Here is a 16462-nt window from a genome sequence, read left to right on the forward strand (position 1 = left end):
TACATGCTAAACGATATTAAGAAAGACGCTGAAGTACGAATGCAGAAAAGTATTGAAGCGCTTAAAGCCGCTTTTGTAAAAATTCGCACGGGACGCGCTCATCCTAGTTTATTGGATCATGTGACGGTTGATTATTATGGTTCGCCAGTGCCCCTAAGCCAAGTGGCTAATATATCGGCTGAAGATGCTCGTACTTTGACAGTTACACCGTGGGAAAAACCTATGGTGGCAGTGATTGAAAAGGCTATTTTAAATTCCGACTTAGGCTTAAATCCGAATAGTGCCGGAACGACTATTCGTGTGCCTTTACCTCCTTTAACCGAAGAGCGGCGTAAAGACCTAGTGAAAGTAGTACGGGGTGAGGCAGAGGGGGCACGAGTCGCTATTCGTAATATTCGCCGTGATGCCAATGACAAATTAAAGACCTTACAAAAAGATAAGCAAATTTCTGAAGATGAAGAGCGCCGTGGTCAAGAAGCGGTGCAAAAGGTAACTGACCAATATATTAAGGAAGTGGATGTCGTTTTAGAACGTAAAGAACAAGACTTAATGGCGGTGTAATGACTCAATCCCAACTACCCCGCCATGTGGCGGTTGTGATGGATGGTAATGGGCGTTGGGCTAAAGCACGCCTGCTACCTCGTTTATTAGGTCACCAGCGGGGTGTAGAGGCTGCCCGCAAAGTTATTCGCGGTTGTAGCCAAGCGGGAGTTGAATGTTTAACGCTATTTGCTTTTAGTAGTGAAAATTGGAAGCGTCCGCCAGATGAAGTGTCAGGCTTAATGTCACTATTTATGACGGTATTGGATCGTGAAGCAGAGGGCTTAGTGCGGTACAATATCCGCCTCCACTTTATTGGTGATCGCCAAGCCTTTTCCCCCTCGCTAAAAGAAAAAATTACTCAGACCGAGGCTAAAACAGCCCACTGTCAGGGTATGCGCTTATTGGTCGCCGCTAATTACGGCGGGCGTTGGGATATTATTCAGGCACTGCAAGCGTACTTAACAGCGCATCCTAATAGTGATCCCACTACCTTGTCTGAACATAGCATCGCCCCTTATTTAAGTACTGCTCGGCTAGATGTACCAGAGCCAGACTTATTTATTCGTACAGGGGGGGAGTATCGGATTAGTAATTTTTTATTATGGCAACTAGCCTATGCCGAATTTCATTTTTCCGAAAAATTGTGGCCAGAGTTTAATGAGCAAGATTTAGCACTTGCCTTCGCTGATTTTGCCAAGCGTCAGCGGCGTTTTGGGATGACGGGTGAGCAAATTCAACAAGGAGCAGGTCATGCTTAAAGAGCGTGTCATAACAGCTATTATTCTAGCGACTATAGTGTTGCTCGCCCTCTTGTTGCTACCCTCCACGGTGTTTGCTGTGCTTGCGTTAATCATTATAGTCGGTCTAGGGAGTTGGGAGTGGGCTGCCTTGGTAGGCTATCGTTTTATGCCCCAGCGTCTCTTAGCGATGTTACCCACTTTAGTTTTGGCGCTTGCGCTCTTAGTCTTGCAGCCTCCTTTATTGCCAGTATTAGTCGTAGGCGTGGGATTGTGGGTCGTCATTTTAAGTCTGTTATGGCGCTATCGTCAGCATACGCGTTTTTACCGTGAGCATCTGTGGTTATTGCCTATTTTAGGCATGCTGGTATTAGCGATTGCTTGGTATGCGCTCAGCCATTTAAATGCTCAATCCGTGGGCTATGTCTTATATATTATTGGTTTGGTAGCAGTGGCTGATATAGGCGCTTATTTTACCGGAAAACGCTTGGGTAAGGTGAAGTTAGCTCCAGAATTAAGCCCGGGTAAGACGCGTGAAGGCGCTTATGGCGCGTTAGTGTTAGGCTCAGTCTGGGCTATAGGAGGCGCTCTCGTGTTTCAGCTTTCGATGGGACAGAGTTTAGCCTTTGTTCTGCTGTCGTTGGTCGTGGTAGTGATGTCGATTGCTGGGGATTTATTTGAAAGCATGGTGAAGCGCGAGGCGGGAGTCAAAGATAGCGGACAGATATTACCCGGACATGGGGGTATTTTGGATCGGATTGATGGTTTACTCGCCGCATTGCCGATTTTTACATTAGGTTTGTGGTGGATAGTAGCAGGGGCATAAGATGAAAAGCGTCACCCTTTTAGGTGCAACCGGAAGCATTGGGGTCAGTACCTTAGATGTGATAGCACAGCATCCTGAGCGTTTTAGTGTGTTTGCTCTGTCCGCTTGTCGCAACGTCGAGCGTTTATTTCAGCAATGTCAAACCTTTAAGCCCCGTTATGCAGTACTCACCGAGCCTCAAGCCGCTGAGCAATTATATGCACTGTTGCAACAAGTCGATTTACCCACTCAGGTTCTAGTGGGCGAAGATGCCTTATGCCAAATTGCTTCTGATCCTGAAGTGGATTATGTCATGGCGGCTATTGTGGGTGCGGCTGGTTTAAAACCTGCCCTCGCCGCAGCCCAAGCAGGCAAACGTGTATTACTAGCGAATAAAGAAGCACTGGTAATGTCGGGTCAGCTCTTTATGGATGCAATACAAGCATCAGGAGCAGAATTATTACCGATTGATAGTGAGCACAATGCTATATTTCAGTGTTTACCGACGCAAAATAGACAGCAAGGTGTACAAAAGCTAGTGTTAACTGCATCGGGTGGACCGTTTAGAACATGGGCTAAGGAGCGTTTAATCAATGTCACTCCGGCTCAAGCGGTGGCTCACCCTAATTGGAGTATGGGACAGAAAATCTCAGTAGATTCAGCCACCCTAATGAATAAAGGGCTAGAGACTATTGAGGCGTGTTGGTTATTTAATGTGTCGATGGAGCAGATTGAGGTGGTAGTGCATCCCCAAAGTACTATTCACTCGATGGTCACTTATTGTGATGGTTCCGTATTGGCGCAATTAGGTAATCCCGACATGCGTACTCCGATTGCGTATGCGTTAGGGTATCCAGAGCGCTTATTATCAGGGGTTAAGCCCTTAGATTTTATCCAGTTGGCGCGTCTAGACTTTGAGCGTCCTGATACAGAGCGTTTTCCGTGTTTGCGCTTAGCATCTGAGGCGCATCAAGCCGGAGGCTATGCCACCATTGCCTTGAATGCAGCGAATGAAGAAGCCGTGCAAGCGTTCTTAAAGCAGCAAATAGGTTTTATGGATATACCTCGATTGATTGAGCAGGTAGTGGTTCAGGCACGAGCTGGGACCCCAACGACTTTAGAAACCATTTTTATTCAGGACAAGGACAGCCGTGAAGCCGCACTATCTTGGATAAAAACTAAAAAAATGCAGTAACACCATGGACTTGCTAATTATTATTCCCGCCTTTTTAGTCACTATTGGTATCTTAGTCACTATTCACGAGTTTGGGCACTATTGGGTTGCGCGTAAATTAGGTGTGAAGGTATTACGCTTTTCAGTTGGTATGGGCAAACCCTTTTGGTCAAAACGTGGTAAAGACGCTGATCAGGTGGAGTATGCACTAGCCCCGTTTCCGATTGGAGGTTATGTGCAAATGCTCGATGAGCGTGAAGGAACCGTTGATCCTAGTGAGGTACACCGCGCTTTTAATCGCCAGCCTGTTTGGAAACGTTTTGCTATTGTAGCCGCAGGACCTATTGCGAATTTCTTATTAGCCATCTTTTTGTATGCATTGATGTTTGGCATTGGAGTGCCGGCTTATCCGCCCCTCGTAACGGCTCTTCCTAATACGCCTGCGGCTGAGGCTGGTATTCAAGCAGGCGATAAAATCGTAGCAGTGGCGGGTCATCCGGTAGTGAGTTTTCAAGATGCACGCCAAATGATCCTAGAGCAGTATCTGGTTGACCCTATTGTGAGTCTTGAAGTCGAAACTCAGCAAGGACAACCCGCCACGCGAACAATGGATTTAACCGATATTGCTATGCTGGCTGATGAGCGTGATTATTTGCAAAAAGCTGGTTTACGTAATTGGGCGCCACAATTAGCCGTGTATGCCGCTGGAGTACGCCCCAATAGCCCCGCTGAGGCAGCCGGTGTCAAGCCTAGTGATAAAATAGTGGCTATTAATGCTGTACCGATTCAAACCAGCGATGATGTTATGCGCTTGGTGCGCCAAAGCGAGGGCAAAGCATTAATCCTTAAATTAGAACGAGCTAACGAGGTGCTTAGTCTGAGCGTTACGCCCCAATGGCAAGAAGTTAATGGTCAGCAAGCATTGATTATGGGTATAAGCCTTACCGAGCGCAGCCCTCCGGAAGTCATTCAGCAGCTACAATTTACCCAACGTTATGGTTTAGTGGATGCTTTAGTACGTGGTATTGAAGAAACCCGCCAAATCACTGTAATGTCAGTTAAATTAATGGGGCGGCTGGTGACGGGTGAAGTATCGCTCAAAAATATTAGCGGTCCTGTAACCATTGCGCAGTTTTCAGGGGAAGCAGCCAAGTCTGGACTGACCTACTTTATCGGTTTTTTAGCTATTATTAGCGTGAGTTTAGGTATTTTAAACCTACTACCTATTCCGATGTTGGATGGCGGGCATTTGCTGTTTTATATAGTGGAAATGATAAAAGGCTCACCTGTCTCCCAACGGGTAGAGGAATTGGGCATGCGTGTCGGCTTGACAGCTATTGGTAGCTTGATGGTTTTGGCCTTGTATAACGATTTAATGCGGTTGATCAGATAATCATGAATAAACAACTAATTCGTCTTTCCGTCGCCAGTGCCTTGGTGGCTAGTCAGTCGGTGTGGGCTGCAAGTTTTGTAATCCAAGGAATTGAAGTACAGGGATTACAACGCCTCACGCCCAATGCCGTGATGCAATATATCCCCGTGCGTGCGGGTCAGCGTTTTGATGAGGCTCAAGCTAATGAGTTATCGCAAATTGTTTATCAGACTGGATTATTCGAGGATGTACAACTGGCACGACGCGGTAATGTCCTGATTGTTAAAGTCATTGAGCGTGAAGCGATTGGCGAAATTAATATTACGGGTAATAAAAAATTACCTAGCGCCAATATCCTTGAGTTTCTAAAAAAATTAAATATTGCTAAGGGCAATGGTTTAGATAAGCAAGCACTAATCAAAGCAGAAGAAGAGCTGGGTAAAGCCTATCAAGGTCAAGGGCTTTATAATGCTAGTGTGAATATCAGTACACGCTCTTTAGGTCAAGGTCGTAATGCAATTGATATTAAAATTAATGAGGGCGGTAATACTCGTATTCAAGGCTTAGAAATTGTCGGTAATCAAGCATTTTCAGATGCGGTTTTATTAGGGCAATTCGAGTCTGGAGTAAAATCTGGTATTTCTTTCTTTAGTACACGCGACCAATATTCGCGTGAAAAATTGGCAGCCGATTTAGATAAGTTAGCCGCTTTTTATCGTGATCGGGGTTATATCAAATTTGAAGTGGTTTCAGTTGATACTCTGCCGGGGGCGACTAAGCAGGGTGTGCAAATTAAAATCACCATCAAGGAAGGACCACAATATCGCTTAGGGCGAGTCAGTGTAGGGGGGAATACTAAACTCTCTCAAGCTCAAGTGGATCGATTGGTAGCACTGAAAGCCGGACAAGTATTTTCCCAACGTAATCTAGAGCAAACGCGCAAAAATATTGAAGACGCTTTGGGCAAACAAGGCTTTGCCTTTACTCGTATTGGTTTAGAGCCACAGATTGATGAGGCTAATCGTATTGTCAATTTACAATTAGTGATTGATCCGGGTAAACGCGTCTATGTCAGACGCATTAATATTCGCGGTAATAATCGTACTAAGGACGAAGTGTATCGGCGTGAAATTCGTCAACTGGAAAGTGCCCCTTTATCCAAAGATTTAATTGAGCGCTCCAAAATACGCTTACAGCGTTTGGCTTATGTAGAAGAGGTGACGATCACACCGGAGCCAGTAGCAGGAACACCCGATCAGGTCGATTTAAAAGTTGAAATTACCGAACGCTCTTCTAATCAATTCCGTATTGGGGCGGGTTACTCACAATCCGGTGGTTTCTTATTTAATACCGAATTAAAGCAAGATAACTTTATGGGTACGGGTAAAGAGCTAGAAATTGCATTTGATAATAGCTCGGCGAATCGTAATTTCCGTATTGGTTATAATAATCCTTTCTATACCCATGAAGGTGTCAGTCGTGGTTTTAATGTTTACTATAATAAATATGATGCCTCGAAAGATGATATCTCCAGCTATGTGTCCAATCGCGTCGGTGCTGATTTAAGCTATGCCATTCCTTTAGGTGAAAATGATGCAATTCATTTTAAAGTCGGCGGGGAAAAGCGTGAAATTGTTTTAGGCACTGATCCAGCAACTCATATTAAAGAATTTACCGACAAACATGGCTTTGATTATCGCCAGATACCAGCGACTTTAAGTTATGTACACGATACCCGTAATCGCGTGTTATTCCCCACTTCAGGGCAACGCCATCGTGTGTCTTTACAAGCGGCTATTCCGGGCAGTGATTTGCAATATGCCAAATTAGGCTATGATGGCGCTTTATATAAAGAAATTAATAAAGATATAACGTTTGCGCTTAAAGCAAAAGTCGGAGTAGGGAAAGGGCAAAAAGGCTTAGATAGCCTACCGTTTTTTGAAAAATATACCGCAGGTGGTATTGGTACTGTACGTGGCTATGACTCGAATAGTTTAGGTCCGAAAGATAGTAAAGGCGAGTCAAAAGGAGGCGATGCACTCTTTGCCACTACCGCAGAGATTTATTTCCCAGTACCTTTAGCCACTGATGTTAAAGGCTTGAAAATGAGTGCCTTCGTGGATGCGGGTAATGTATTCGACGATACTAATTCGTTTAAGGCTAAGGAGTTACGGGCTTCAGCAGGTCTAGGGATTATTTGGGTTTCGCCCTTTGGTCCATTAGAGGTCAGTGTGGCGCGTCCATTAAATGCTAAAGATGGCGATAAGAAGCAATCTCTACAGTTTAGTTTAGGCGCTAATTTCTAAGCATATTTTTGCCCACTGCGGATCTATAACACTCCAAGCCAGCTAGCGACGGTTTGGAGTGTGGCGCTTACAACTATTAGCCAAGGGAGTGAGGCTTGTGCGTTTATTTATTGTCACTTTACTGTTCTTAATCAGCACCTTACTGATTAGTGTACTTAATGTGCAAGCAGAATCTGAATCGCCTACTCCTCCCACTACTAAACCTAGCACGCTTAATCCAACGACTCCCCCTCCCAAAGTAGCTATCATGCCCTCGCGTACTGTGGTGGCGACAGTCAATGTTAGTTTATTACTCAATCGAGCGCCGCAATCCGCAGCCGCGACCGAACAGCTCAAACAAAAATATGCCCCGATTGAGGCTGATTTAGGGCATGAGCAGCAGGCTATACAAGAAGTGCAAGATCAACTAGCACAATTACCCGAAGATGAGCGGTTACAAAAAGATCGTGATTTACGGAGTCGGCAACGTAATTACGAGCGAGCCGTTGAGGATTATCGAGCTGAATTACGTTTAGCCCGTGATGAACAATTGAGTCAGGTACAAAAGCAAGTCATTGATGCTATTAATGCTGTGCGAATTCAAAATAAAATCGATATTGTTCTAAAGGAAAATGACTATATTGCAGCGAGTAGTCAAGTCGATATTACGAATCAAGTGCTCGATTATTTACAACAGCAATTTAATACCCAAGTTAATAGTTCTAATCCAAATCCTCTGAATACTAATACCAAGGAACCTTAGCTTATGTCCCATTCGCCTATTCAAGCGTATAACCTAGCAGCTATTGCAGATTATTGTGGTGCGATATTAAAAACTCAAAACCCTGATAAGTTGATTCAAGGGTTAGCAGCGGTTGATTTAGCACAGGCTCATGAATTGAGTTATATCCGAGGCGGACAGTATCAGAAATTCCTCACTAGCACTCAAGCGGGAGCTTTAATTTTAACGGCGGATTTAGCCGCTAATTATGCTGGGGATTGTTTAATTCATCCTGACCCCTATTTAGCTTATGCTCAGGTGGTGAGTTTGTTTTATCCCAAAAAGTCTTTGACCTCTGGTATTCATCCAACTGCAATCTTAGAGAGTGGGGTAACAATAGCTGAGGGCGTGCACATTGGCGCTTATGTGGTTATAGGCGCGGGAACTGAGATTGCAGCTAATGTGATTATTGGGGCGCATAGTGTCATAGGTGCGGAGTGCCGTATTGGTGCTGATTCTTTATTGCATCCTAATGTCACACTAGCTGATCAAACGGAAGTAGGTGAGCGTTGCATTATTCACTCAGGTGCGGTATTGGGGGCTGATGGTTTTGGTTTCACCCCACAACGTGATGGTTCTTGGTACAAAATTCCTCAAGTAGGTCGAGTAGTATTGGGTAATGAAGTGGAAATTGGTGCTAATACGACTATTGACCGTGCGGCGCTGGGTGTCACACGCATTGGAGACGGTGTTAAGCTCGATAACCTCATCCAAGTGGGGCACAATACGGAAATTGGGGCATATACCGCCGTAGCAGCCTGTACAGCGATTGCAGGAAGTGCCAAAATTGGGCGCTTTTGTCGGATTGCGGGGATGTGTGCGATTGGTGGTCATTTAGAAATCACTGATCATGTCACTATTACTGCAACCAGTATGGTGACTCACTCTATTCACCACGCAGGTGTGTATTCAGCAGGTACGACCATTCAAGAAAATAGCCAATGGCGCAAAAATGCGGTGCGCTTTCATCAATTAGATAAAATGGCACGGCGTTTAGTGGAATTAGAAAAGCAAATCGCTGCATTGCAGCCTAAGAATTAAGGGATCTTAACAGCATGTCGAGCATGAATGTCAACGAAATCAAAAACTACTTACCGCATCGTTACCCGTTTTTATTAGTAGATCGAGTATTAGAGTGTGTAGAAGGTGAGCGTCTGACAGCGATTAAAAATGTAACTTGTAATGAGCCATTTTTTAATGGGCATTTTCCTAGTCAACCTGTAATGCCCGGTGTTTTGATTATTGAAGCTTTAGCTCAGGCAACGGGATTATTAGGCTTTAGAACCATGGGCGAAGAGCCGCGTGCGGGTGTGCTTTATATGTTAGTAGGGGTAGACAAAGCACGCTTTAAGCAGCAAGTGGTTCCGGGGGATCAACTGGTATTGTCAGTGGAGCTTAAGAATCGCAAGGGTATTATTTGGGTTTTCGATGCCAAGGCGACTGTTGATGGCAAGGTGGTAGCCTCTGCCGAACTCATGTGTGCCGCCAAAGAAGGTGCTATTTGAGCTTAATCCATGCGACTGCTGTGATTCACCCTAGTGCTGAATTAGATTCTGAGGTTGAGATCGGACCCTATAGTGTTATTGGGGCTAAAGTAAAGATTGGACGTGGGACAAAAATTATGTCTCATGCCATGATTGATGGGCCTACTACTATAGGTCAAGATAATCGTATTTTCCCCTTTGCATCACTCGGCGCTGAGCCTCAAGATAAAAAATATGCAGGCGAAGCTACTGAGCTGATTATTGGTGATCGTAATGTTATTCGTGAATGCTGTACCTTTAATCGCGGCACTGTGCAGGATAAAGGTAAAACAGTATTAGGTAATGACAATTGGATCATGGCGTATGTGCATATTGCACACGATTGTATGGTCGGTAATAACACCATTTTTGCTAATAGTGCCACGCTAGCAGGGCATGTCACGATTCATGATTATGTGATTTTGGGTGGCTTTACCTTAGTACATCAATTTTGTCATATCGGTGAGCACGCTTTTACTGGGATGGGTAGCGCCATTAGCAAAGATGTCGCACCCTATACTATGGCTTATGGCAGTCCAGCCGAGCCACGTAGTATCAATACCGAGGGGTTAAAACGCCGTGGTTTTACTCCTGAAGCCATTTTGCGTATTAAAAATGCTCATCGCTTGATCTACAGACAGCAACTCACCTTGAATGATGCTTTAAGCCAGATTGAAACCGAGATGGGACAATTCCCCGAAATTCAATTATTATTAGCCTTCTGCCGCCGTAGTGAGCGCGGTCTGATTCGATAAGTGTGTAAGTAACTCAATGATCAAACGCATAGCCATTATCGCGGGTGAAACTTCTGGCGATATTTTGGCGGCTAGGCTTATTAAAGCACTCCATATTCATAATCCAGATTTAGTTTTTGAAGGTATTGCCGGCCCTGAAATGCAATCTATGGGCTGTAAATCGCTTTACCCAATGGAAACTTTATCAGTCATGGGCTTAGTAGAAGTCCTTAAACACTTACCTACCTTAATCAAAGTTCGGCGTGAATTAATTCAGCGCTGGACTCAAAATCCACCGGATTTATTTATTGGAGTCGATGCCCCCGATTTTAATTTGCCCTTAGCTAAGCGCTTACATGCTAAAGGTATTAAAACCGCTCATTATGTCAGTCCTTCAGTATGGGCTTGGCGTCAAGGGCGCGTAAAAAAAATGCAGGATGCTATCGATTTAATGCTAACCCTATTTCCTTTTGAGGTAGAGTTTTATCGCCAACATCAGATTAAAGCGGTATTTGTAGGTCATCCTTTAGCAGATGAAATTCAGTGGGAGGGTGACCGTTGGGTGGCGAGACAAGCATTAGGGGTAACTTCAACTGCATCAAAGGTGATAGCACTTTTGCCCGGTAGTCGTTTGGGAGAAATTGAGCGTTTATTGCCGCCTTTTTTGCAAGCAGCTGAGCAATTAATTCAACGCTATCCCGAATGCACTTTTATTATTCCGGCTGCCCATACCAAAGCGCGTATTGCGATTGAAGCACTTTGTAAGCAATATAGTCCAGAATTACCCATTACTTTGGTCAATGGACAATCGCGTACTGTGATGCAAGCGGCTGATTATATCCTATTGGCATCAGGTACTGCGGTATTAGAAGGAATGTTAAGCGGGCGTTTAATGGTAGCAGCTTATCAAGTAGCGCCTTTAACGGCATGGTTATTGCGTACTTTTAAATTATTAAAGGTGAAATATGTTACTTTGCCCAATAATTTAGCCAATGAGCGCTTAGTACCCGAACTACTGCAAGAACAAGTTAATGCCGAAAATATTGTAATTGAAATGGAAAAGCTAATGGCTCTAACACCGACGGAGCGTGATTATTGCCTAGGCCGATTTAAAACCCTGCAACAGCAACTCCAGCAACAAGCCAGTACGACCGCTGCGGCAGCCATTGTGCAACAATTTAATATCTAAAAAAAGGAACATGAGTATGGCTTATATCACTAAATTTAAGGATGTTGGCTCGATTATTAGCTCAACTGATCAGTTTGGGGCCAAAATGTTTGAAGTTGCCAGTACTCATTTTGGATCTTATGCGCGTGGAGTATTTGTGGGAACAGGTAGTGGAGTAGTAGCACAGTATTTCATTGATGCGGATATTCCCTTTGGTTTTGTAGAAAAACATCCTGATTTTGTTGCCCTTTTTAAAGAGCGTTTTGGACGCAAAACCGATATTTTAGGCGGTGACTTTTTTGATTTGCCCTTAGATGACAGCCGTTATGGTTTAGCGAATAGTTTGATAGTGTCGTGTATGCCGGTGACAGGGCCGTTTTTTTCTGAACGGCTCGTAACACAATTTGCCGCTGCTTTAGAGCAAGGCTCTACGATTATTCAAATGAGCTATATTCCTTTGGTGAGTAAAATTGAGCTATTCCAAAAACTCAGAGCCAAAGGTTTTCATATTGAGCGTAGTGCGACCGTGTTTTTTAACCTTCCTCCTGCTTCTATTTTTACTTTGCGTCAGCCCGGCACATGCGTTTAATTGCGGGAGTCGATGAGGTGGGGCGTGGTCCTTTAGCAGGGGCGGTAGTGACGGCTGCGGTCATTTTAGATCCCTCACGTCCGATTCAAGGATTAGCCGATTCTAAAAAGCTCTCGGAAAAAAAACGTTTAATGCTCGCTGATTTAATTAAAGAGCGAGCTTTAGCGTGGTCATTGGGACGCGCTGAAGTTGAGGAGATTGATCAACTCAATATTTTGCAAGCCACCTTTTTAGCGATGCAACGAGCGGTGGCAGGTTTGAGCTTAAGACCTAACGAAGTATTAGTGGATGGTAATCAATACCCAGAGTTTTACTGTCCTACCCAAGCTATTGTTGGCGGTGATGCCACAGAACCCGCGATTAGTGCGGCCTCGATTTTGGCTAAAGTGACTCGTGATGCTGAACTGATTGAGTTGGATAAGCTTTACCCTGAATACGGTTTTGCCCAGCATAAAGGCTATCCTACTAAGGCTCATCTAGCGGCTATTGCTCAACACGGTATCTTACCCATTCACCGTAAAAGCTTTGCACCCGTGAAGCGTTATTGCACTGGCTAAAATATTCACCTTGGTCGTGACTTGACCAAGGCATTGCGCCATAATCGCCGCTTTTGTAGCCCCTGAGGTTAAAGTTATGTGGTTTAAAAACCTCTATCTGTATCGTTTGCCTACTGAATTTACGCTCAATGTGGATGAGTTACCCGATCAATTAGCAGGAAAAGCCTTTCAGGGGTGCGGCAGTGATCAGCATGAAAGTACTGGCTGGGTTTCTCCTTTGGGGCGTGATGCTGAGCAACTAGCACTGGTGACCAATGGCTATGTATTGGTACGCATGGCGCATCAAGAGCGTATTTTGCCTTCCTCCGTGATTAAAGAAGAACTCGAAGAGCGCGTGCAACAACTGGAAGAGCAAGAAAATCGCAAAGTCGGTACACGCGAGAAAAAGACCTTACGTGAGCAAATTGAGTTTGAATTACTCCCTCGTGCTTTTACTCGTACTCGCCAATTAGATGCGTGGATTGATACCGCTAATGGTTGGATGGTAGTGAATACGGCTAGTCCTAATCAGGCGGAACGCTTGACGAGCCTATTGCGCAATACCATTGGCAGCCTACCGGTCACCCTTTGGTCAGCGGGCAATAAGCTACCTGTCTTAATGACCCAATGGATTAAAGACAATCAAGCTCCCGCGCCCTTTTTATTAGGGGATGAGTGCGAATTGCGTATACCGGGGGAGGCGGGCGCGGTAGCGGTATTTAAAAAACATGAACTCAATACCGAAGAGGTCATGAGCAACCTTAATGCGGGTAAAGTAGCGGCGAAATTAATGCTCACTTGGGCAGATAAGATGAGCTTTATTCTCACCGATAATTTACAGATCAAGCGTGTTAAGTTTCTCGATTTATTGACCGAACGTTTAGATGAAAATAATGCTGAAACCTATGCCGAGCAATTGGATATTGAGTTTGCTTTAATGACGGGCGAGGTCAGCCTATTGCTGAATGATTTAGCGCAGTGTTTAGGGGGTAGTGATACGGCAAGCCCCTCTGTAGCTAAAGCAGCTTAATCCAGTCTATTCAGGCGGGAGTACTTTGCCTGTTACAAAGTACTCTGCTAAATCAATGATTATTGGGACGCTTTACTCGCAACCGATCCCCAAAGCTTTTCAATCGTTGTATCGCGCCCACAATTCCAGCGATAGTACTTATAGCGCACTGGATTCGTTTGGTAATAATTTTGATGGTAACCTTCCGCGACATAAAAAGGCTTAGCAGGCAATAGTTGTGTCACTACAGGGGCTGCAAAGGGTTTAGTAGCGTTCAGCTCTTGCAGTGAAGTTTCAAAGACTTGTTTTTGTGCCTCAGTCTGATAAAACAAAGCAGTACGATAGGTGCTACCCTTATCACAAAATTGCCCTTGAGGATCGGTCGGGTCAATAGTGCGCCAATAGTAATCAACTAACTCTTTGAGACTGACTTTGCTATCGTCAAATGAAATTTGTACCGCTTCAAAATGTCCAGTCTCAGTATGCGACACTTGTTTGTAGGTAGGATTCGGAGTAGTGCCACCTGTATAGCCTGAGACCACATCCAGCACCCCCGTTTTACCTTCAAAATCGGATTCGACACACCAAAAACAGCCGCCTGCGACTATGAGGGTATCCGTTTTAGCGTGGGCTAACGTACTAAAGCTAGCTAAGGTAACACTGGCGACTAATAATACTGTTTTAAATTTAAACATCGCACGTACTCAAATGGGAATAACAAGCTTTTAGACTGGATGAATACCATCTGGTTCGACATGGACGGTCACATCAGAATGGGGGAGTAATTGCTCGACTACCTGTTCAATTTCTTCAGTGAGGGCGTGGCTATCTTGTACCGTCATCTGTCCGGGGACGGTGATATGCATATCTACAAACCAACGTCCGCCTGATGAACGAATACGCAAAGCATGTGCATTAGTAATACCCTCTAAGCGACACACGGCTGCGATAATTTGCTCTTGAATGCCATTTTGGGGCGCTGCATCGATTAATTCATGGATGGCTTTTAAGCCTAATTCACCACTGACAAATAAAATAATAAATGCCACGATGAGAGCGGCAATAGCATCGGCTTTTTCCAGCCAAGGCACATTAAATGACATACTCGCCCATACTAAAATAAGCCCTAAAATCACTACGCCTGACGACCAAATATCAATACTAAAATGTAAAGCATCGGCTTCTAAAGCTTGAGAGTTATGTTTTTCGGCGGCTTTTTTAAGCATGCGTGAGCGTGAATAGTCCACCACTATAGACACGCCCATCACAATAAACGCCCAAATCGACAGTTCTATATGCGTACCCGGATGTATCAGACGGTCAAATGACTCATAGATAATCCAGCCAGCGGTCACAATCAGAATCAGGCTTTGAATTAGGGCTGAGATGTTTTCTAGTTTGCCATGCCCGAAGGGGTGTTCTTTATCAGCAGGCTTGTCCGACACGCGCACAGTGAAATAGGTAATGAGCGCTGCCATGAGATCTAAAGCAGAATGAGCGGCTTCCGCGAGTATACCCAGCGAATTGGTGAGCAAACCCACCACAAATTTCATGGTAGTCAGCCCTAAAGCCGCGATCACCGAGGTCGCTGCAACCAAGGATTTTTCTTGCTGAGCAGCACTAGAATGTGAGTGTGAATGTGTCATGGTCATTTTAATTGATATAACAGAGCCTTAGTATAAAAGACTTTTAGATTGAAATTCAGTGAAGTTTAGATTGCCGAGTTGAAGTTTCGGAAAACACGTCAGTATGGTGCACCATACTGAGTTGAATCTTAACTAGATTTGCACACCTTGCAGCTTAGTCGCATAATAGCGCCCTTTTTGTCAGTACTATGGATGAAAGTGCTAATGGCTCATCGTTCACGTCGTCAACCCCCAAAAGTTGATCATCTACCTCCCGTGGAGTTAACCATTGAATCAATGACTTTAGAGGGTAAGGGGGTAGCCCATTTAGACGGCAAGGTTATCTTTGTTGAGGGGGCGCTACCCAGTGAAAAGGTAAAAGCTCGCTATACCTTGCAAAAAAAGAGTTTCGATGAAGCCACTACCATTGAAGTATTAGAACCATCGACCGAGCGTGTTACCCCTAAATGTGTGCACTACAGCCTATGTGGTGGATGTACATGGCAGCATTTAGCTCCAGAAGCGCAAATCCGTTATAAGCAACAAGCTATGCTGGATCAGCTCAAGCATGTGGGTAAGGTAGAGCCAGCAACTATCCTTGAACCCCTACATGGTGATCTTTGGGGCTATCGGCGTAAAGCGCGTTTAGGGGTGCGCTATGTGCATAAAAAAGAAAAAGTGTTAGTAGGGTTTCGGGAGCGCGAAGGCTCATTTTTAGCGGAACTCAACCGCTGCGAAGTCTTACATCCGAGTGTGGGCGAGCATTTGACTGATTTACAGGCTCTGATCAGCAGCCTGTCACAAAAAGAGCGTATTCCACAGATTGAAGTAGCGGTCGGGGATAATGACACCGCTTTAATCGTGCGTCATTTAGAGCCATTAACTCAGCAGGATATTGAACAGCTACGCGCCTATGGGCAGCGTATGAATCAGCACATTTATTTGCAACCTAAAGGGCCTGATACCGTACATTGCATTTGGCCCGCTGAGCCAGTTTTATATTACGAGCATCCTAGTTTTAATACGCGCGTCGATTTTGGACCACAAGACTTTTTTCAAGTTAATCAATCCATTAATCGCTTAATGGTGCAAAAAGCGCTGGAGCTATTAAACCCGCAAGCAGATGAAACGGTATTAGATCTTTTTTGTGGCTTAGGTAATTTTACTTTGCCCTTAGCGCGTCAGGTGATGCAGGTGACAGGTGTAGAAGGGGATGCAGTGATGGTAAAGCGAGCTAAGCAATCGGCTCAGCTTAATGAGATTCATAATACGGATTATCATGCTTGCAACCTAATGGATGATGAGGCGTTAAAGCAACAGCCTTGGATTAAACGTCATTATGACAAGATCTTATTAGATCCACCTCGCGCGGGAGCGATTGAAATCATGCCCTATATAGGGCGTTTAAAAGCACAACGTATTGTGTATGTATCGTGTAATCCTGCAACCCTTGCAAGGGATGCACATGAATTAGTACATACGCATGGCTATCGTCTTAGCAGCGCAGGTGTGATGGATATGTTCCCTCATACCTCGCATGTCGAGTCAATAGCTGTATTTGATAAGTGATCGTGAATTAGG

Annotated in this window: 17 protein-coding genes; 15 read left to right on the plus strand and 2 right to left on the minus strand. The window is 44.7% G+C overall.

What is annotated here, in order from left to right:
* Positions 1-3 precede the first annotated feature (3 nt).
* The 14 genes from frr to IPL34_RS09865 all read left to right on the plus strand — a co-directional run bounded on the left by frr (position 4) and on the right by IPL34_RS09865 (position 13277).
* Positions 4-561 (plus strand): ribosome recycling factor, encoded by a 558-nt coding sequence (gene frr, locus IPL34_RS09800; protein WP_296841213.1) that lies wholly within the window; start codon positions 4-6, stop codon positions 559-561.
* Positions 561-1301 carry a polyprenyl diphosphate synthase gene (uppS, locus tag IPL34_RS09805; RefSeq protein ID WP_296841214.1) on the plus strand — a complete coding sequence of 247 codons (741 nt, stop codon included), beginning with the start codon at positions 561-563 and terminating at the stop codon, positions 1299-1301. The genes frr and uppS overlap by 1 nt, the downstream gene beginning before the upstream one ends.
* Complete coding sequence (locus tag IPL34_RS09810) at positions 1294-2106, plus strand: phosphatidate cytidylyltransferase (protein ID WP_296841215.1); 813 nt, start codon at positions 1294-1296, stop codon at positions 2104-2106. Before uppS ends, IPL34_RS09810 begins: the two co-directional genes overlap by 8 nt.
* Position 2107: 1 nt before the next feature.
* Positions 2108-3280, plus strand: coding sequence for a 1-deoxy-D-xylulose-5-phosphate reductoisomerase (ispC, locus tag IPL34_RS09815; RefSeq protein ID WP_296841216.1), 1173 nt, complete (start codon positions 2108-2110; stop codon positions 3278-3280).
* 4 nt (positions 3281-3284) lie between these two features.
* Positions 3285-4652, plus strand: a complete 1368-nt coding sequence (gene rseP / locus IPL34_RS09820; RefSeq protein ID WP_296841217.1) for an RIP metalloprotease RseP — start codon at positions 3285-3287, stop codon at positions 4650-4652.
* A gap of 2 nt (positions 4653-4654) precedes the next feature.
* On the plus strand, positions 4655-6937 hold the full coding sequence (bamA, locus tag IPL34_RS09825; protein WP_296841218.1) for an outer membrane protein assembly factor BamA: 2283 nt from the start codon (positions 4655-4657) through the stop codon (positions 6935-6937).
* A gap of 97 nt (positions 6938-7034) precedes the next feature.
* Positions 7035-7679, plus strand: coding sequence for an OmpH family outer membrane protein (locus IPL34_RS09830; protein ID WP_296841219.1), 645 nt, complete (start codon positions 7035-7037; stop codon positions 7677-7679).
* Positions 7680-7682: 3 nt separating this feature from the next.
* Complete coding sequence (gene lpxD / locus IPL34_RS09835; protein WP_296841220.1) at positions 7683-8738, plus strand: UDP-3-O-(3-hydroxymyristoyl)glucosamine N-acyltransferase; 1056 nt, start codon at positions 7683-7685, stop codon at positions 8736-8738.
* Positions 8739-8752: 14 nt separating this feature from the next.
* Positions 8753-9202, plus strand: coding sequence for a 3-hydroxyacyl-ACP dehydratase FabZ (gene fabZ, locus IPL34_RS09840; protein ID WP_296841221.1), 450 nt, complete (start codon positions 8753-8755; stop codon positions 9200-9202).
* Positions 9199-9975: an acyl-ACP--UDP-N-acetylglucosamine O-acyltransferase gene (lpxA, locus tag IPL34_RS09845; RefSeq protein WP_296841222.1), complete on the plus strand. Its 777-nt coding sequence runs from the start codon at positions 9199-9201 to the stop codon at positions 9973-9975. The genes fabZ and lpxA overlap by 4 nt, the downstream gene beginning before the upstream one ends.
* Before the next feature lie 16 nt (positions 9976-9991).
* The gene (gene lpxB, locus IPL34_RS09850) at positions 9992-11143 is read left to right on the plus strand and encodes a lipid-A-disaccharide synthase (protein WP_296841223.1); all 1152 of its coding nucleotides are present in this window, start codon (positions 9992-9994) and stop codon (positions 11141-11143) included.
* Positions 11144-11159: 16 nt separating this feature from the next.
* Complete coding sequence (locus tag IPL34_RS09855; protein WP_296841224.1) at positions 11160-11711, plus strand: hypothetical protein; 552 nt, start codon at positions 11160-11162, stop codon at positions 11709-11711.
* A complete protein-coding gene (rnhB, locus tag IPL34_RS09860; protein ID WP_296841226.1) occupies positions 11702-12268 on the plus strand; it encodes a ribonuclease HII in 567 nt (188 codons plus the stop codon). Before IPL34_RS09855 ends, rnhB begins: the two co-directional genes overlap by 10 nt.
* 76 nt (positions 12269-12344) lie before the next feature.
* Positions 12345-13277 (plus strand): recombination-associated protein RdgC, encoded by a 933-nt coding sequence (locus IPL34_RS09865; protein WP_296841228.1) that lies wholly within the window; start codon positions 12345-12347, stop codon positions 13275-13277.
* Positions 13278-13336: 59 nt separating this feature from the next.
* On the opposite strand, the gene msrA is transcribed toward IPL34_RS09865, so the two are convergent.
* Together msrA and IPL34_RS09875 are read right to left on the minus strand one after the other, a co-directional pair.
* Entirely contained in the window at positions 13337-13951 is a 615-nt protein-coding gene (msrA, locus tag IPL34_RS09870; protein WP_296841231.1) for a peptide-methionine (S)-S-oxide reductase MsrA, read from the minus strand.
* A 30-nt stretch (positions 13952-13981) separates the two neighbouring features.
* Entirely contained in the window at positions 13982-14902 is a 921-nt protein-coding gene (locus IPL34_RS09875; protein WP_296841233.1) for a cation diffusion facilitator family transporter, read from the minus strand.
* Positions 14903-15106: 204 nt separating this feature from the next.
* Between IPL34_RS09875 and rlmD the strand changes: the two genes are divergently transcribed.
* Positions 15107-16450 (plus strand): 23S rRNA (uracil(1939)-C(5))-methyltransferase RlmD, encoded by a 1344-nt coding sequence (gene rlmD, locus IPL34_RS09880; RefSeq protein ID WP_296841235.1) that lies wholly within the window; start codon positions 15107-15109, stop codon positions 16448-16450.
* Positions 16451-16462 lie beyond the last annotated feature (12 nt).

The sequence above is a fragment of the Thiofilum sp. genome (assembly GCF_016711335.1).
Taxonomy (GTDB): Bacteria; Pseudomonadota; Gammaproteobacteria; order Thiotrichales; family Thiotrichaceae; genus Thiofilum.